Annotated in this window: 22 protein-coding genes; 9 read left to right on the forward strand and 13 right to left on the reverse strand. The window is 56.9% G+C overall.

Annotation, left to right across the window (positions count from 1 at the left end):
- The first annotated feature begins 12 nt into the window (after nucleotides 1-12).
- Complete coding sequence (gene aat / locus ACR0LH_RS03940) at nucleotides 13-645, forward strand: leucyl/phenylalanyl-tRNA--protein transferase (RefSeq protein WP_480719758.1); 633 nt, start codon at nucleotides 13-15, stop codon at nucleotides 643-645.
- On the opposite strand, the gene ACR0LH_RS03945 is transcribed toward aat, so the two are convergent.
- The 6 genes from ACR0LH_RS03945 to ACR0LH_RS03970 all read right to left on the reverse strand — a co-directional run bounded on the left by ACR0LH_RS03945 (nucleotide 600) and on the right by ACR0LH_RS03970 (nucleotide 4,349).
- Nucleotides 600-968, reverse strand: coding sequence for a DUF2155 domain-containing protein (locus ACR0LH_RS03945; protein ID WP_170386542.1), 369 nt, complete (start codon nucleotides 966-968; stop codon nucleotides 600-602). The two genes, aat and ACR0LH_RS03945, sit on opposite strands and share 46 nt — an antisense overlap.
- Nucleotides 965-1,417 (reverse strand): outer membrane lipid asymmetry maintenance protein MlaD, encoded by a 453-nt coding sequence (gene mlaD, locus ACR0LH_RS03950; RefSeq protein ID WP_170484657.1) that lies wholly within the window; start codon nucleotides 1,415-1,417, stop codon nucleotides 965-967. Before mlaD ends, ACR0LH_RS03945 begins: the two co-directional genes overlap by 4 nt.
- Before the next feature lie 12 nt (nucleotides 1,418-1,429).
- The gene (locus ACR0LH_RS03955; protein ID WP_170484655.1) at nucleotides 1,430-1,813 is read right to left on the reverse strand and encodes an NADH:ubiquinone oxidoreductase subunit NDUFA12; all 384 of its coding nucleotides are present in this window, start codon (nucleotides 1,811-1,813) and stop codon (nucleotides 1,430-1,432) included.
- Nucleotides 1,814-1,892: 79 nt separating this feature from the next.
- A complete protein-coding gene (locus ACR0LH_RS03960) occupies nucleotides 1,893-2,255 on the reverse strand; it encodes a RidA family protein (protein ID WP_480719759.1) in 363 nt (120 codons plus the stop codon).
- Between the two features lie 61 nt (nucleotides 2,256-2,316).
- Nucleotides 2,317-3,582 (reverse strand): ATP-dependent Clp protease ATP-binding subunit ClpX, encoded by a 1,266-nt coding sequence (gene clpX / locus ACR0LH_RS03965; RefSeq protein ID WP_170386531.1) that lies wholly within the window; start codon nucleotides 3,580-3,582, stop codon nucleotides 2,317-2,319.
- 134 nt (nucleotides 3,583-3,716) lie between these two features.
- A complete protein-coding gene (locus tag ACR0LH_RS03970; RefSeq protein WP_039970058.1) occupies nucleotides 3,717-4,349 on the reverse strand; it encodes an ATP-dependent Clp protease proteolytic subunit in 633 nt (210 codons plus the stop codon).
- A gap of 345 nt (nucleotides 4,350-4,694) precedes the next feature.
- Between ACR0LH_RS03970 and ACR0LH_RS03975 the strand changes: the two genes are divergently transcribed.
- Nucleotides 4,695-5,036 (forward strand): ArsR/SmtB family transcription factor, encoded by a 342-nt coding sequence (locus ACR0LH_RS03975; protein ID WP_480719760.1) that lies wholly within the window; start codon nucleotides 4,695-4,697, stop codon nucleotides 5,034-5,036.
- Nucleotides 5,037-5,057: 21 nt separating this feature from the next.
- Here the strand turns inward: ACR0LH_RS03975 and ACR0LH_RS03980 are convergent, their stop codons facing one another.
- A complete protein-coding gene (locus tag ACR0LH_RS03980; RefSeq protein ID WP_480719761.1) occupies nucleotides 5,058-6,116 on the reverse strand; it encodes a zinc ABC transporter substrate-binding protein in 1,059 nt (352 codons plus the stop codon).
- A 92-nt stretch (nucleotides 6,117-6,208) separates the two neighbouring features.
- Here ACR0LH_RS03980 and ACR0LH_RS03985 point away from each other — a divergent pair, with 92 nt between their 5' ends.
- The 4 genes from ACR0LH_RS03985 (at nucleotide 6,209) to ACR0LH_RS04000 (ending at nucleotide 8,440) form a co-directional block, all read left to right on the forward strand.
- Nucleotides 6,209-6,688, forward strand: a complete 480-nt coding sequence (locus ACR0LH_RS03985; protein WP_170386521.1) for a transcriptional repressor — start codon at nucleotides 6,209-6,211, stop codon at nucleotides 6,686-6,688.
- 26 nt (nucleotides 6,689-6,714) lie between these two features.
- On the forward strand, nucleotides 6,715-7,434 hold the full coding sequence (locus ACR0LH_RS03990) for an ATP-binding cassette domain-containing protein (protein WP_480719914.1): 720 nt from the start codon (nucleotides 6,715-6,717) through the stop codon (nucleotides 7,432-7,434).
- Entirely contained in the window at nucleotides 7,434-8,228 is a 795-nt protein-coding gene (locus ACR0LH_RS03995; RefSeq protein ID WP_170414471.1) for a metal ABC transporter permease, read from the forward strand. Before ACR0LH_RS03990 ends, ACR0LH_RS03995 begins: the two co-directional genes overlap by 1 nt.
- Nucleotides 8,229-8,302: 74 nt before the next feature.
- Nucleotides 8,303-8,440, forward strand: a complete 138-nt coding sequence (locus ACR0LH_RS04000) for an entericidin A/B family lipoprotein (protein WP_170386514.1) — start codon at nucleotides 8,303-8,305, stop codon at nucleotides 8,438-8,440.
- Nucleotides 8,441-9,468: 1,028 nt separating this feature from the next.
- Here ACR0LH_RS04000 and ACR0LH_RS04005 read toward each other — a convergent pair.
- From ACR0LH_RS04005 to lepA, 5 genes are all read right to left on the reverse strand, one after another.
- Complete coding sequence (locus tag ACR0LH_RS04005; RefSeq protein WP_170414468.1) at nucleotides 9,469-9,918, reverse strand: hypothetical protein; 450 nt, start codon at nucleotides 9,916-9,918, stop codon at nucleotides 9,469-9,471.
- A gap of 184 nt (nucleotides 9,919-10,102) precedes the next feature.
- A complete protein-coding gene (locus ACR0LH_RS04010) occupies nucleotides 10,103-10,588 on the reverse strand; it encodes a hypothetical protein (protein ID WP_480719762.1) in 486 nt (161 codons plus the stop codon).
- 116 nt (nucleotides 10,589-10,704) lie between these two features.
- Nucleotides 10,705-10,884: a CTP synthetase gene (locus tag ACR0LH_RS04015; RefSeq protein WP_170484645.1), complete on the reverse strand. Its 180-nt coding sequence runs from the start codon at nucleotides 10,882-10,884 to the stop codon at nucleotides 10,705-10,707.
- A 533-nt stretch (nucleotides 10,885-11,417) separates the two neighbouring features.
- The gene (locus tag ACR0LH_RS04020) at nucleotides 11,418-12,008 is read right to left on the reverse strand and encodes a hypothetical protein (RefSeq protein WP_480719763.1); all 591 of its coding nucleotides are present in this window, start codon (nucleotides 12,006-12,008) and stop codon (nucleotides 11,418-11,420) included.
- Between the two features lie 228 nt (nucleotides 12,009-12,236).
- Nucleotides 12,237-14,036: a translation elongation factor 4 gene (gene lepA, locus ACR0LH_RS04025; RefSeq protein WP_170616727.1), complete on the reverse strand. Its 1,800-nt coding sequence runs from the start codon at nucleotides 14,034-14,036 to the stop codon at nucleotides 12,237-12,239.
- A gap of 255 nt (nucleotides 14,037-14,291) precedes the next feature.
- Between lepA and ACR0LH_RS04030 the strand changes: the two genes are divergently transcribed.
- Nucleotides 14,292-14,603: a hypothetical protein gene (locus tag ACR0LH_RS04030; protein ID WP_170552839.1), complete on the forward strand. Its 312-nt coding sequence runs from the start codon at nucleotides 14,292-14,294 to the stop codon at nucleotides 14,601-14,603.
- Between the two features lie 66 nt (nucleotides 14,604-14,669).
- On the forward strand, nucleotides 14,670-15,611 hold the full coding sequence (locus ACR0LH_RS04035) for a LysR family transcriptional regulator (RefSeq protein ID WP_480719764.1): 942 nt from the start codon (nucleotides 14,670-14,672) through the stop codon (nucleotides 15,609-15,611).
- Here the strand turns inward: ACR0LH_RS04035 and ACR0LH_RS04040 are convergent.
- Nucleotides 15,608-16,051: a low molecular weight protein-tyrosine-phosphatase gene (locus ACR0LH_RS04040; RefSeq protein ID WP_480719915.1), complete on the reverse strand. Its 444-nt coding sequence runs from the start codon at nucleotides 16,049-16,051 to the stop codon at nucleotides 15,608-15,610. The genes ACR0LH_RS04035 and ACR0LH_RS04040 overlap by 4 nt on opposite strands.
- A 28-nt stretch (nucleotides 16,052-16,079) precedes the next feature.
- On the opposite strand from ACR0LH_RS04040, the gene ACR0LH_RS04045 reads away from it, so the two are divergent.
- On the forward strand, nucleotides 16,080-16,775 hold the full coding sequence (locus tag ACR0LH_RS04045) for an NAD-dependent deacylase (protein ID WP_480719765.1): 696 nt from the start codon (nucleotides 16,080-16,082) through the stop codon (nucleotides 16,773-16,775).
- Nucleotides 16,776-16,812 lie beyond the last annotated feature (37 nt).

Below are 16,812 nucleotides of genomic sequence, written 5' to 3' on the forward strand. Positions count from 1 at the left end.
CGGACTGTCTGTATGAGCCTTTCTCCCGAACTCCTGCTACATGGTTATTCCATCGGCATTTTCCCGATGGCCGAACACCGCGACGACCCGGACTTGTTCTGGGTCGACCCAAAGTTTCGGGGCGTGATCCCTCTGAACGGGTTCCACATATCGCGCAGCCTTGCGCGGCGAATTCGCAAATGCGGTTTCTCAGTTACGATCAATCAGAACTTCGCTGGTGTTGTCGACGGCTGTGCCGACCGCGCCGACACCTGGATCAATGCAGAGCTGCGGGATCTGTATCAACGCCTGCACCAATCCGGCCATGCGCACTCATTAGAAGTCTGGGACGGCCCCGCGCTTATCGGCGGCGTCTACGGAGTTTCCCTGGGGGCTGCGTTCTTCGGTGAAAGCATGTTTTCGCGGCGAACGGATGCCTCGAAGATTGCGCTGGCCTATCTGGTCGATCGGCTAAGGCGCACCGGTTTTTTGTTGTTCGACACCCAATTTCTAACTGCGCACTTGGCTTCACTGGGCGCGATTGAAGTTCCGCGCACTGAATACAGACAGGCCTTGGAGGAGGCGATCAACGCCAGCGCAGACTTCACCGCAGAGCTGGATCAGTCGCCGGACGGCGTTATACAGCGGATCACCCAGACATCGTAACGTGAATGATCCAACGCATTCAGCGCCGGGGAAGTGGCGATCATCCATCCGTCAAATAGTTGATCTGTCTTGCCCTTTTCCCAAATCGTGAGATAGGCGAAAGCATCCCCGGTCGGGTTTTCTGCCGGATAGCGGCAATCGCCCAACGCAACATCCAAGCCGAATATCGCTTCGGTCTGACCGCTCTGCATCTCGACATCAACGGTCTGTCCGCTCACCTTATCCAAACCACGCAGCATCGCGCCCGGACCAGATTGGACCTTTTGCTGGGCTGCTGCGCCCGTGGACACAAGCAGCGCTGCAATCAAAAATAAGCGCTTCATTCGCTGCCATCCCCGGCCACGAATTTGACCAGAAGCGAAATCAGGCTGACCGCACCCTGCGTATCCTCGACCTGATCACCGGGTTCAAAGAAAAAAGGCGATCCACCGGGCATTACCTCGACAAAGTTTCCACCCAGCAAACCTTCGGACGAGATGACGATCGCGCTGTCATCCGGCACCAGTATCCCGTCAGAGATCGAAAAAGTTGTGTCCGCGCGATAAGTATCGGGGTTCAGTTCAACACCTGTCACGGTCCCGATCTTAACGCCGGCAAGTCGAACATCCGTGCCGACACCGACACCCTCAAGCGATCGGAAGGATGCACCCAATTCGTACCCCGGCCCGCTTTGCGACAGGCCGGTTGACTGGCTGGCATAAACGCCAAAAGCCACGGCACAGGCAAGAACGGCCCCGCCCACCAGGACTTCGGTTACATTATAGCTCGACATTGCTCGCCTCGCTTATTCTGGGGTCCATGCCTCATAGTCCGAACGCTCGACCGGGTCAGGTCGGCGCAACGAACCCGCAGGCGCATAGGCCAGGGCTGTACCTGTCAAATTTTCCTGATGCGGTTTTTCCCAGGACTTATGCTGCAACGGCTTGTCCGTTGGAGGCTCATCCCAGGTCCGGTGCAACCATCCATGCCAGTCAGGGTCAATCCGACTGGCCTCGGCCTCACCATTGAAAATAACCCAGCGTTTGCTGTCGTCGGAATTGCGATAGAAAACATTGCCTTCGTTATCTTCGCCAACCTTCACTCCCTTACGCGCAGTGTAAATCTGCGTATTCAGAGTGGCCCCGTTCCACCAGGTTACGGCCCGCAAAAGACTGTTCAGGATTCCCATCGTCTGACTCCGGCATTTCTGTTCCTGCAGATATGGACCAAAGGCTCGCCAAGGTCCAGTGCCACACGGGCCTCAGCCGCTATTCCGGCAGATATGCGGTCACTTCGATTTCGATCCGGAACTTCGGATCGATCAATGCACATTCGATCATCGTTGTCGCCGGAGGGTTTTCCCCAAACGTTTCACGGAGGATCGGCCAGCAGGATTCAAATTCGCTTTTGTCAGGCAGCATGTATGTCACGCGCACCACATCCGCAAAGCTGGCGCCGACTTCTCTCAACGCCTTTTCAATCACCTCAAGTGCAGATCGGCACTGTTCAACAACACCGTCACCCTGTCCGACCGTGCCAGAGACATGAACCCATCCGCCTGCCACAACAGCGCGGCAATAGCCGACCTTGGCCTCAAATTCTCCGCCCGACGAAATCCGTTTGATTGCCATACCGCCCTCATAAGAAAACGGCGCGGGTGAACCGCGCCGAATGTGCCTGAAATCTTTGGAATTATCCGGCCGAGGCAGACTCGGCTGCATCCGCGTAAATGATCAGCGGCTGCGAGTCGGAAGACACCGCTTCCTCGTTCACAACGACCTCGGTCACGTTTTTAAGACCTGGAAGCTCGAACATCGTATCCAATAGGATATCTTCCAGGATCGACCGCAGACCACGTGCACCGGTTTTCCGTTCAATCGCTTTCTTCGCGATCGCTTTCAGCGCGTCATCCGTGAAGGCAAGTTCAGCGTCTTCAAGCTCAAACAGACGCTGGTATTGCTTGACCAGAGCGTTCTTCGGCTTGGTCAGGATGGTCACCAGCGCGTCCTCGTCCAAGTCTTCCAGCGTTGCCAGAACCGGCAGACGACCGACGAATTCCGGGATCAGACCGAACTTCAGCAGGTCTTCGGGCTCAAGGTCTTTGAAGATTTCCCCGACGCCACGCTCATCATTGTCGCGCACGTCTGCACCAAAGCCCATCGCCGAGCCCTTGCCGCGCTGAGCGATGATCCTGTCCAGACCGGCAAACGCACCGCCGCAGATGAACAGGATATTCGTGGTGTCCACCTGCAGGAATTCCTGCTGAGGATGCTTACGCCCACCTTGCGGCGGCACGCTGGCCACGGTGCCTTCCATCAGTTTCAGCAACGCCTGCTGTACACCTTCACCCGATACGTCGCGCGTGATCGAGGGGTTCTCGGACTTGCGCGTGATCTTGTCGACCTCGTCGATATAGACGATGCCGCGCTGTGCACGTTCCACATTATACTCAGACGCTTGCAGCAGCTTGAGGATGATGTTCTCGACGTCCTCACCCACGTAGCCGGCTTCGGTCAGCGTGGTTGCATCCGCCATAGTGAACGGCACATCCAGGATCCGCGCCAGCGTTTGCGCCAGCAGCGTCTTCCCGCAGCCGGTGGGACCGATCAGCAGAATGTTGGACTTGGCCAGCTCAATATCGCTGCCCGCTTTCTGCGCATGGTTCAGACGCTTGTAGTGGTTGTGAACCGCCACAGACAGAACCCGCTTGGCCGTGGCCTGACCGATCACATAGTCGTCCAGAACCTCGCAAATATCCTTGGGTGTCGGCACCCCATCGGAGGATTTCAGGCCGCTGGCCTTGGTTTCCTCGCGGATGATATCCATGCACAGTTCGACGCATTCATCACAGATGAAAACTGTGGGTCCGGCAATCAGCTTGCGCACCTCATGCTGGCTCTTGCCGCAGAAGCTGCAGTAGAGCGTGTTCTTGCCGTCACCGCCTGAATTCGTCGCCATGTTCTACCTTTCGGACTTCGTCCCTGCGGCCCCCGCCTGAGCGTGTGTACCGCGTGTTGATGCAGCTTAGGCCACCACAAAGGCGGCTACAATCTCAAAAATGGCCCCCACGCCGTTGACGCGGGGACTTATCTTCAAGCCTCATCGCCATCCATTTTGGCGCGGTTTTCGACGATTTCGTCGATGTGACCCCAGTCTTTCGCTTCTTCCGGGCTCATGAAGTTGTCCCGATCCAGCGCTTTTTCAACAGCCTTTTTGGTCTGCCCGGTGTGGCGCACGTATATATCATAAAGGCGATCTTTCAGTTTCTGCGTCTCGGCCGCGTGAATCATGATGTCGCTCGCCTGGCCCTGATAGCCGCCGCTAGGCTGGTGGACCATGATCCGGCTGTTTGGCAGCGAAAAGCGCATTCCCTTCTCGCCACCGGCCAACAAAACCGACCCCATCGAGGCCGCCTGACCGATCACCAGCGTTGAACATTTCGGCTTGATGTACTGCATTGTGTCGTAGATCGACAATCCGCTAGTGACCACACCACCCGGAGAGTTGATGTAGATCGAGATTTCCTTGTTCGGGTTCTCAGCCTCAAGATGCAGCAACTGCGCAACGACCAGATGGCTCATTCCATCATGGATCGGACCGTTGATGAAAATGATCCGCTCTTTCAATAGGCGCGAGAAAATGTCGTACGCGCGTTCCCCACGGCTGGTCTGCTCAACAACCATCGGGACGAGTGTATTCATATAGGTATCAACGGGATCGAACATTAGGAACCTGCCTGCTTTGCTATGGATCGGGACATTACCCGAAGAAACGTTACCTGAGTCTTAGTGTCGCCACCCAAGGGCTGCAAGGGGGGCCGATTACTTCTGACCAAGACAGCGTGTTTTCGTCTGCGTCAACGCCCCATGGTCGTTTCGTGCAAACACATCGTGACGCGAAACAAAGCAAGCGGCTGTTAAAGTTGGCAGGCGGACTTTTTCTCATCACGTCATTTTGATTCATGCATATGGAAATGCGTTGCCAAAATATATAAGTGGGCGGCGCGCGCAGGCGATCATCGAAGACACAGCAGACTCTCGTCCATGACCGGACCAACAAGGAATACACAAATGGCACTGCCTCAGATTTCACAGGAATCGTTTTCCGACAACATTGAACTTATTGCCGGAAGCGCCACGCGTGCGTCGAATTTCCTGAAGGCCATCAGCCATGAAGGTCGTCTTATGATCCTGTGCCACCTTGTATCTGGCGAGAAATCCGTGACCGAGTTGGAGGAACTGCTTTCCGCACGACAGGCCGCTGTATCGCAGCAACTGTCGCGATTGCGGCTCGAAGGCCTGGTATCGCCTCGTCGGGAAGGCAAGGCGATCTTCTATCGGCTGGCCGATGACCGCCCCCGTCGTATGCTCGAAGTCGTTCACGAACTTTTCTGCACCGAGGAGGCGGCCTGACACTGCCAAGGCTCTCGGACATTACGACCCGTTGGCGCATCCCATGTATCCGCTGGCCATCCCACGCAGCAAATCGGCATAGTGTTTTGCACCGGGCTCGATAGATACTCCGATCGGGTCCAGCTCAAAGATTGTCACGTCCGTCCCTTCGATCGCGGTTTCCACCAGCCGCGTATCGAACTGAGGTTCAACGAAGGCGCAATTTATCCCATCTTTGGCGACCTTGTCCTGCAATGCCGCCAGCCGCGCGGGACCGGGATCGCTTGCATCCCCAAGGCTGACTGAGCCGGACGTCTCCAAACCAAACCGCTTCTCGAAATATTGATAGGCATCGTGAAAGGTAATGAAGCGACGGCTCTGCATTTCAGCCAAATCTGTTTCGATCCGTTCGCGTAGGTTGATCAACTCGGCATCAGCCGCCGCCGCATTTTCCCGGTACAACTGCGCATTGTCAGGGTCGGAAGATGCCAAGGTTTCAGCAATCACCTGAACCCAAACTCGAGCGTTCTCGGGATCAAGCCACGCATGCGGGTCTACCCCATCGTGATCGTGCCCGTGATGATCTCCTTCATGAGCAGCGTGGTCGTCATGGTCATCATGACTTTCGTGGTCTGCATGATCGTCGTGACCAGCGTGGTCGTCGTCATGACCTTCGTGGTCCGCATGATCGTCGTGGTCGTCATGGTCCGCGTGATCGTCGTGGTCATCATGAGCTTCACCATGGTCACCAGCGACCACATCCCTGAAGTCATACAGAACAGTGCCGTCTAACTCCAGCAAGGCGATATGCTGCGCTTCTGTGGAAAGCGTGCCAAGTGGCTTTTCCATCCACGGCGTCAATTCATCCCCAACCCAGATCACAATGTCCGCCGATTGAAGCGCCCGCGCCTCAGACGGTCGCATCGCGTGGTCGTGCGGTGAAGCGCCCGGCGGAATAATCAACGCGGGTTCACCCACTCCGTCCATGACACGTGCCACGAGGGAATGAACCGGCGCGATATCGACGGCAACTTTCGGGGGTTCAGCGGCAACCTGGCTAGCCAAAGCCGCACCAAGGACGCTTAGGGTTGATCGTAGCATATTCGCTCCAAAATGATATGTTATTACATTTCTCAATGACTTGATATGTCCCACGTTATAACATATCAAGTCTAAAAAATGCGGAGCAGCTAATGAGCACCGTCGGATTCAGACAACATGATCACGCCCACTGCGTTCATACCGCCTTGGCGCAGGCCGAAGCAAAATGCAAAGCGCAGAGGCTGCAGTTCACCCCGGTCAGGCGCCGTGTATTAGAGATCCTTCTGGAAAAGCATAAAGCCATGGGCGCTTATGACATCCTCGGAATTCTGGCGGCCGAAGGGATGGGATCGCAGCCGCCTGTCGCCTACCGTGCGCTGGATTTTCTGGTTCAGCACGGCTTTGTGCACCGCATAGAACAGCTAAATGCCTACGCAGCCTGCGCACACCCGACCCATGACCACGTTCCCGCCTTTCTCATTTGCCGGTCTTGCAAAGCGGTCGCAGAAACTGAAACTGAACTGACTCAGGGGCGTTTGGGAGCCGCCGCAAACACATCAGGCTTCCTGATCGAACGAGTTGTTGTCGAGGCAGAGGGGCTTTGCCCCGAATGTATCGGGATGAAAGCGTGACCGACCCTTTGATAACACTTCAAGATATGACCATCCGTGTTGACGGCAGGACGATACTCGAGCACGTAAATGCCTCGGTTTCCGCGCCAGAGATTGTGACGATCGTAGGTCCGAACGGGTCAGGAAAGTCTACTCTGTTGCGCGCGATGATCGGTGCCATTCCACCAGCAGAAGGAGCAGTGGTTCGCAGACCGGGCCTTCGCATAGGGTATGTCCCGCAGAAATTGGCCTTGGACGCGGCCTTGCCAATGACCGTTCAACGCTTCCTGGGCCTCCCAAGACGGGTTTCTGCCAAAAAGGCGATAAACGCGCTTGAACTGGCCGGTGTTCCCGACCTTCGGAACAGGCAGATGACAAAGCTGTCCGGCGGTCAATTTCAACGAGTTCTGCTGGCGCGTGCTCTGTTGGAAAACCCGCAACTGCTGCTTCTGGACGAAGCCACGCAGGGGCTTGACCAACCAGGCGCTGCGGCGTTTTACCAAAGAATTGAGCAGGTTAGACATGACATTGGCTGCGCCATCGTCATGGTCAGCCACGACCTTCACGTCGTTATGGCGGCATCCGACCGGGTTCTTTGCCTGAATGGGCACATATGCTGTGAAGGATCCCCGAGAACCGTTGCGGACGCTCCGGAATACCGCGCCCTATTTGGCAGCGGCACCAAGGGCACTATGGCGCTGTATCAACATCAGCACAGTCATTCCCACGACCACGATCACAATCACTCGCAGGACAAGGGCCACTGATGCTAGACGACTTCATGGTACGTGCGGCCCTCGCGGGTGTCGGCGTTGCAATAGCTGCCGCCCCGCTTGGGTGTTTCGTGGTCTGGCGGCGCATGGCGTATCTCGGTGAAGCCACCGCGCACGCCTCGATCCTTGGAGTTGCCTTGGCGCTGGCCTTTTCCCTGCCCTTGCTGCCGGCAATTATCGCCGCGGCTCTGGCCATGGGGCTGGCCGTAACCCTGCTGAGGGGCAAGGGATTTGCGATGGACACATTGCTGGGCGTGATTGCGCACACGGCACTGGCCGCAGGCTTGGTTACGGTGTCGTTGCTTGCCGATGTGCGCCTTGACCTCAGCGCGTTTCTGTTTGGCGACATTCTGGCGGTGACCAAAGGCGATCTGGCAACAATCTGGATCGGAGGCGCCGCCATTCTGGCCGTCATGATCCAGCGGTGGTCCGCCCTGCTGGTGGCCACTCTAAACCCGGACCTGGCATATGCCTCGGGCATTGATCCCAAGCGCGAGGAATTGTGGCTAACGCTGGCAATGGCACTGGCCGTTGCGGTGGCTATCAAAGTTGTCGGTATCCTATTGATCGCCGCGCTGCTGGTCATTCCGGCTGCGGGGGCTCGGTCGCTTGTCAAAACACCGGAAACAATGGCTTTTTTCGCCGCAGGCATTGGCTCTCTGGCGGCATTGGTCGGGTTAGGAGGCGCATATCTGGCGGACACTCCTGCGGGTCCAAGCATAGTCTGCGCGGCCGCTTTGATCTTTGTCTCAACAGCCCTTTTGGGGCCAATAATCCGCAAGGATTAAGGCGAGAGCAAAACGCTGGCTACAGATTAAAAAAACTGTTAGGCACAACCGAAAGAACACCAATGGAGAACGCAATGATCCGTACAATTCTGATTGGATTGACCCTGTTGTCACTTACAGCCTGCGAAACGGCGAAAGGTGTTGGTCGAGACATTGAAAAAGCGGGTGATGCTATTTCCAACACTGCCAGCGATGTTCAGCAGGCAATCTGATCCTGACCATCATATTGCGGGACGGGCCCAACCAAGCCCAACATATGGTTGATCCACACCTCCGGTCGCGGTAATGTACTAATACAGGTGCATAGACGCGGCATTGCATTTCTGACGCGACCTCGGGGTTCTTGTGCACGCACAAGAACCCCGATCCCGTTCTAGAGGGGGTGGAGTGGCAGCCTGTATGAATCCAGAGTCCGGCAAAAGGAAAAGGCGTCAGGTGCGCAGACGCGGTCTTTGCACATGCCCTTGCGGACACTCCTGACGCCTTGCCGGGTCGACACGCCCGAGGGACGCTCCGATCCAGTTGTCCCGGCCCGGATCAGGGCCGAAACCGCCGCGCAGCGTCTGCGGACGCCTTGCAGCACGCACTGACCTTCTGTGAGGGTGATCAAGCGGCCGGGACCTGCGTCCAAGTCAATCAATCATCCACCGGTAAGCCTTTGTGAACAGACGCAAATCCTAAGACCCGCCACTTCCACACAGACCCCCTTGGCCTTTGCGTCCCGCCGCGGTTCCTAAGAACCTCTGCGGTGATTTGACTTTTGCATCCGGGTCAGAGTCCGACAAGAAAATAGCACTGCAGCATGGAAATTAGCCGTGGATAAAGTGTTGATATCCGCTGGGACTGTTTTGTGGACAACTCCAGAAACCGCGATCCTGTGCAGGTTTGATGAAGGAAAAGTTCAAACAGTGGGCGCCCGGTCGATTTTTCATCATTTCTGCGGGTGCAAACGTCTTTTCAGGCGCACGGATCAAGATTTCTACAACTTTCAGACGCGCAGGGCTGCGAATCGTACTGACCAGGATTCGCGGAAACCGCTTGGGAGTCAGGCAGACCAAACAGAAAACCGAGGGCGGCCGGTACCCCCGCAAGCGCTAAGGGTGCCGCCCGCCCTGCCTCCTCCCTGTGGAGACACTGGTTCCGTAAACTGAGAAGCGTCCGGCCCGACCGGCAATACCTACTACGTGCCACGAGCAATCGCAGCCAGTACCCCCTACAGCCCAATCGGGCCAGAAACGCTTCAGTTCACCTGACGCTCCAGAACGGTGCTGTAGGTCGTTCCGTTTCGCAGGCTACGGAAATCCGCAAATATCTTTCCGTCTTCATACCGGGCGTCGATCAGCGCGTTTGCACCAATCACCATTGGCGAGGTCTCGACAATCCCGATCTTGCCGGACCCATCTAGGCTAATCGTCCCGGTGGCCTCATTTTCGTTCCATGCGGTGTCACCGTCCCGGCGCCAGAGGCTTGGCCCCCAAAAGACGTTGTCTTCCTGCACCTGCACATCCAGCATCCACTCGGCCTGATTGAACCGGGGCTCACTACCGCTCTGGGCATGTGTCGGCTGAACAGTCGTATAGGTCCCCACCCATGTGCCGCGCAGATCGGGCGTGGTATCGGCCATCGCAGCCGTTCCGAGGGTGAGTGTCGTGGCCAAAGCGGCTGCTCCGGCAGTCATATATCTGGTCATTGGCTCTCCTCCCTGAGGTTTGGGCCGTTACTGGCCTGCTGAACAGATTGGAGGGGAGAGGGTCGGATGCAACTAACCTTAGGGAAACTTCATGAAGGGTTTAGGTGGCGCTTACCTGCCGCTCAAAGCAAAGGGCGCTCTGGCCCGAGCGCCCTTTTTCTAAGCCACTGTTAAAAATAGAAATTCAGTTCAGCTCCAGGCTACCCGAAATCGTGTTGACGAATTTCTGCGTATCCGGATCAGTGAAGGACGAGAACGTGCCGCCCCCCGTGGCGCTGGCCCAACCGCCCGTGCCGCCGGACACCGACCAGTCGCCGGTCAATGCGCCGTCCGCACCAATCCCCGTGGCGGTCCAGCTCATCACTGCCTTGTCGCCGGAGGTTGTATCAAAGACGCAATTGCCCGCGCCCGACACCTCGGCCCCCTTGACCAGCATCGAACCAAAACACGACCCCGTCGCCCCTTCCAACGGGTGACCGGCGGAGACCTCGAAACTGTCATATTCGGTCTGAGATTTGATCACCGCATGCCCGTCCGAGATGCCAAAGACCTGGTTCGAGCTTACGCCCGACCCCTTACCGGCGGCGTCATAACTTTCGGCCATAGCAAAGGTGCTGGACAGGCCGATGGTCAGGGCTGTGATTGCGGTCGCTGTTAAGAACTTGTGCATAATAACCTCTCATTTCTGAGGGTCTTGCGTTGCAAGCATATAATCAAAAAGGCCGCCTGAACGCGGTCCCTCGGGCCGAGGATAACACATTCCGATCTTTGCGTCTAAACCGCGCCTTAGCCCTCCAACTTGCGCGCCACCATGTATGAGGCAGGGAAAGCCGCAACAAAGCCCGCAACCGCAGCGATCAACATGGCCGTCCACGAGGCAAAGCCCAAAACCAAAACCGCAATCACGGCGGAGCCGGCAAGGGTAGAACCAAGGAAGATGTGAAGGATCAGCGTCAGCGGTGACATAGCGGCCTCGTGTGTTCTGTGTGTTTTGGCGGAGGTTAGAACTGAGGCTAAGGGTGGTCCTTGATCTGGGTCAGGAATGCGGTTGGCTGGAGTGCAATTTCGACGGTCGATCAGTAGCACAGAGGGCCGTGCCGACCCATGGGAGCGGGTCGCGAAGATATAATTTCATACGAATGTATTGAAGTTTTCGGCACCGCAACCATATTCATTCAACCATCTAATAAAAGGAGAAAAAATGGTATATACAGAATCTAAAATTCGGGATGAGGCTTGCAAGGAGCTACTGCACGCCAGAGGGCAAACACTCACAACACCGCAACTAATCGAAAAACTATCTACACGACTCTCACCAACTGGACGAGACTCTGACATCGCTTTGAACCGTAGCGATACATATTTTTCTCAAAAGGTCCGAAATCTGGTAAGTCATCGCAATCAAGGTACGGGGCTCGTTGCTCGTGGAATTGCAGACTACGACAAGCAAAATGAGTCCTGGACCTTAACGAAGACAGGCCGCCGGCACGCAGCCCATCTCAGGTGATCTTCATCTTTTTGTAACCTGTCGGCAACCATTTCAACTCAGTGCTCCCGACGTGATCCTTGTCCCAAACAAACCAAGCATAGGCAGTGGTTCCACTGCCTTTACGCTGTGCACCCTTGGGATAAAATGTGATCCTCTCGCTAAAGACCCATACTTTACTGGGCGCTGCACTTTGAAATATTGTCTGCTGTCGCTTAGCACCCTCCAAAAATGCCAATCTTAGAAGGAGAGCAAATTTCCCTTTGGCAGCCCCAAGCGCCGAGTGCACGAATTCTTCGGCCGCATTGAATGGTGGGTTGGTAATAATATTCTGTGCTTTTCTTGTGGTATTTCGGAAATCCACGCCGACTTCCCCGAAACCACGATCAAAGAGATCAGAGCTCTCGACCCGTTGGCCCGTTTTTTCCAAAACGCTGCTCATCGCGCCATCACCACAAGCGCATTCCCATATATCGCCAACAAATTTCTCGTTGTCGATTAAAGCAAAAGTCGCCCAATCCGGCGTTGGATAGAAGTCTGGCCCATCGACATCAGCAACTCTCTTAAGTGTGGGTTGAGGGGCGGTAACATATCGTTCGTTCATTTTTTCCTCGCGCAACACACACAGTATTATCAAATCCTACACCACCAGCAAGAAAGCTGTGAATCTAAATTCTTTCAATGCCTTAAGTAAAATCTCGACAAGTTACTTTAGACACAGACGAACAATAAACTCAAAGTCCTGGAGGCCGCTTCTTACCTTTCCCACCATGTGAACACCGAGTTGGCTGCGCGAACCGCTTTCGCCCACCGTCACTAAAAATGGACAGTCTCAACTATCCATCTTCAACGCCGAAATAAACGCCTCCTGCGGGATGTCGACCTTCCCGAACTGGCGCATCTTTTTCTTACCGGCCTTCTGCTTCTCTAGCAGTTTGCGTTTCCGCGTGGCGTCGCCTCCGTAGCATTTCGCGGTGACGTCCTTGCGCAGGGCGCTCAGGGTCTCGCGGGCGATGACCTTGCCTCCGATGGCGGCCTGGATCGGGATTTTGAACATGTGGCGCGGGATCAGGTCCTTGAGCTTTTCGCACATCGCGCGGCCCCGCATCTCGGCCCGGTCGCGGTGAACCATGGTCGACAGCGCATCGACCGGTTCGTCATTCACAAGGATCGACATCTTGACCAGCGCGTCCTCGCGGTAGCCGGTCATCTGGTAGTCGAAGGACGCATAGCCCTTGGTTACCGATTTCAGACGGTCGTAGAAGTCGAAGACGACCTCGTTCAGCGGCAGGTCATAGACGACCATGGCGCGGCTGCCCGCATAGGTCAGGTCCATCTGGATGCCCCGGCGGTCCTGACACAGTTTCAGCACGTCACCGAGGTATTCATCGGGCACCAGAATGGTCGCCTTGATGCGCGGCTCCTCAAGGTGGTCGACTTTGGACAGGTCCGGCATGTCGGCGGGGTTGTGCAGCTCGATCATCTCGCCGTCTTTCATGAAGACGTGATAGATCACCGACGGCGCGGTGGTGATCAGCTCGATATCATATTCGCGTTCGATCCGGTCGCGGATGACCTCAAGGTGCAAAAGACCCAGGAAACCGCAGCGGAAGCCAAAGCCAAGCGCGGCCGAGGTTTCCATCTCAAAGCTGAACGAGGCGTCGTTCAGGGCCAGTTTCTCGATCGCGTCGCGCAGGTCTTCAAATTCGGCCGAGTCCACTGGGAACAGACCACAGAACACCACCGGCTGCGCGGGTTTGAAGCCCGGCAGGGCGTCCTCGGTCCCGTTGCGGTCATTGGTGATCGTGTCGCCGACACGGGTGTCGCGGACCTGTTTGATGGATGCAGTCAGAAAGCCGATCTCACCGGGGCCGAGGCTGTCCACCATCTCCATCTCGGGGCGGAAGACGCCGACGCGGTCCACATGGTGCAGGGTACCGTTCGACATGAACTTGACCCGCATGCCCTTTTTCAGGGTGCCGTCCATGATGCGGACCAGAACGATCACGCCCAGATAGGCGTCGTACCACGAATCCACCAGCATCGCCTTGAGCGGCGCGTCCAGATTGCCCTGCGGTGCGGGCAAATGGGTGACGATAGCCTCAAGCGTCTCATGGATGCCCTGCCCCGTCTTGGCGCTGACTTGAATGGCGTCGGTCGCGTCGATGCCGATCACATCCTCGATCTGTTCGGCCACGCGGTCACAATCCGACGCGGGCAGGTCAATCTTGTTCAGCACCGGCACGATCTCATGATCGGCGTCGATGGCCTGATAGACGTTGGCCAGTGTCTGCGCCTCGACCCCTTGGGTGCTGTCCACAACCAACAAAGACCCCTCGACCGCGCGCATGGACCGGCTGACCTCATAGGCAAAGTCCACGTGGCCGGGGGTGTCGATCAGGTTCAGGACGTATTTCTCGCCATTGTCGGCGGTATAGTCGATACGGACCGTGTTGGCCTTGATGGTGATGCCGCGTTCACGCTCGATATCCATGCTGTCGAGCAGCTGTTCTTTCATGTCGCGATCCTTGACCGTTCCGGTCTCTTGAATGAGCCGGTCAGCAAGGGTGGATTTGCCATGGTCGATATGCGCGACGATGGAGAAATTGCGGATATGAGCGAGGTCTGTCATAGCGTCGGGATATGGTTTGAAAACGGGCGCTGGTCAAGGTGGGACAAAGCGGTCTGCGATCCTTATTTCCTTGGCGCAAGCCGTTGGGTCACACGCAGCCGTGTTTAGCCCCATTTTAGCCATTCTTTTCGCCATAATAAAAGAAATCACATTTCTGCATCGTGAGATTGATCCCGAGTCCGGTTTGATTCATACTCACGCACAAGCCGAGAGAGGCGGCAGATCTCTCCGGTCAGGCAAAAACGAGGCTCGAGCATGAAACAGTTCATCTTGACAGCACTATGCGCCACGGCGGTTTCAATGGCAGTTCCAACCGGGGCAGATGCAGCTCAGATCAAAAAGGCGTGTCTGGCATCCGACCGGGATGCCGCGACCCGCGATCGGTGTAGCTGCATTCAACGCGTGGCAAATCAGGCCCTCACGCGCAGCGACCAGAAAACCGTCGCCAAGTGGTTCACCGACCCCCACCAAGCGCAAGAGTTGAAAATGTCTCAAACAGAGCGCGATGATGCTCTGTGGGACAGATACCGGGCATTCGGTCAAATGGCGCAGGCTATTTGCAGCTAGCACGCCTGGAATCCTTGACCTAACCCGCCCTGCGCCCCAGAAATGGCGCAGCGAAAGGTGCGTTGCATGGTTATGAAAGGGCTTACCCTGCGCGGCCTCGAAGTATTCGAGGCATTGGCGCGGACAGGGTCGGTGGCTCAGGCAGCCGAGATCACAGGGCTCAGCCAGCCATCTGTCTCGCAACAATTGCGCAATCTCGAAAATGCCTTGGGCACTGAGTTAGTGGACCATGGACGCCGCCCCATGCGGCTGACGCAGGCCGGGCGCAGTTTCCTGACCCGGACCGAGGCGATTCTGGCCGAACTTCAAATGGCCCAGAGCGAACTGACGGTGATGGACCTTGGCCATCTGACCACGCTGTCCATTGGGCTGATCGACGATTTCGACAATGACCTGACGCCGCGGCTGGCCACGTTGCTGGCCGACAGCCTGACCCGGTCAAAATTCAAGCTGATCACGCTGCCCAGCCTTGATCTGTTCGCGGACCTCGAAGCCCAACGCCTGCACATGGCAGTATCCGCACATTCCGGCGAGGTGCTTGAGGGGGTAGTCGAATACCCATTGGTTCAGGACCCATTCATTCTGGTAACACCCAAAGGGGCCGCGAACGCGATGCAGGAGTTGCCCTTTTTGCGCTATGCGCGCGAACAGCTAATTAGCCGTCAGATCGAGGCGCACCTATCCCGACAACAGCTTGAATTTGAGGAACGATTTGAAATCGGATCCCACCTTGCACTGATGGCGATGGTCGCGCGTGGGCTGGGCTGGGCGATAACAACTCCGCTGGGGTACATGCGTGCAGCACGTTTCCACGACGGGCTCGAGGCGCACCCGGCACCGTTCGGAGATTACGCCCGCATGATCTCGCTGTTCACCCGCACCGACTGGTCCGATCAGGTTCCGCAAGAGGTCGCAGGCATGATGCGCCGCCTTATGCGCACTCAGATCGTCGATCCAACCCTAGAGCAACTGCCATGGCTCAGCGACCGACTGAAGGTCATGGGTTAACGTCTCAGATAGTCAGTCAAGCCGTCAACCGCGTCCTCAATCAAATCCAATGCGCCATCGAAATCGCGGGTGTAGTACGGGTCGGGCACATGATCGGCCCCCAGCTGGGGTGCGAAATCGGTTAGCAGGCGCACGGGGGTTTCATTTCCCGCTGGGCGCAGGCCCTCGATATCCGAAATGTTATTCGCGTCCATACCGATAATCAGGTCGAACCTGTTGAAATCCTCGGCCGCAAACTGGCGGGCACGCAGATCGCCTAGCGCGACCCCACGCGCATGGGCCGCCTCTTGCATCGGGCCGTAAGGTGGATTGCCCACATGCCAACCAGCCGTCCCCGCACTGTCGCTGGCATGGTCCGGCGCGCGCGCCCGAAAAATGCCTTCGGCGGCAGGGGAACGGCAGATATTGCCCAGGCAGACAAACAGGATACGGTGGGTCATGAGCCAAGGTGTAGCGCGAAGGGCAAAGATGGAAAAGATTGTCATTCTGACTGGGGCCGGGATTTCTGCAGAAAGTGGGTTGGGCACGTTCCGTGACGAAGGGGGCTTGTGGTCGCAGCACCGGATCGAAGATGTGGCGACACCCGAAGGGTTTGCCCGCGATCCCGCTCTGGTGCAGGGGTTTTACAATGCCCGACGCGTGCAGGCGGCTAAGGCTGAACCCAACCCAGCCCACCGTGCGCTTGCACGCCTTCAGCAAGACTGGCCCGGCGAGGTTGTGATCGTGACCCAGAACGTCGACAGCCTGCACGAGGCGGGTGGAGCCCAAGATGTAATCCACATGCACGGTATACTTGCAGGCGCGCTCTGTGCTGCGTGCGGCCATCGCTGGACTGCGCCGCCAGAAATGTCAGTGGGCGAACCCTGCCCCGCCTGCGCTGCACCCACCGCACGGCCGGACGTGGTATGGTTCGGCGAGATGCCCTATCACATGGACACGATTTACGATCACCTGGCCGGGGCTGCGATCTTTGCATCCATTGGGACATCGGGCCAGGTCTACCCCGCAGCCGCATTCGTACACGAAGCCGCCATATCCGGCGCCCGCACCGTTGAGCTTAACCTTGAGCCCTCGACCGGCGCATCCAGCTTCGATGATGTGATCCTTGGCCCGGCATCAGAAACCGTGCCGCGATGGGTGGACGAACTGCTGGGGCGGCGATAACCGGCAGACAGAAGCCCGAATTATCGTTATCATTTAA

This window comes from Ruegeria sp. CL6 (genome assembly GCF_056536465.1).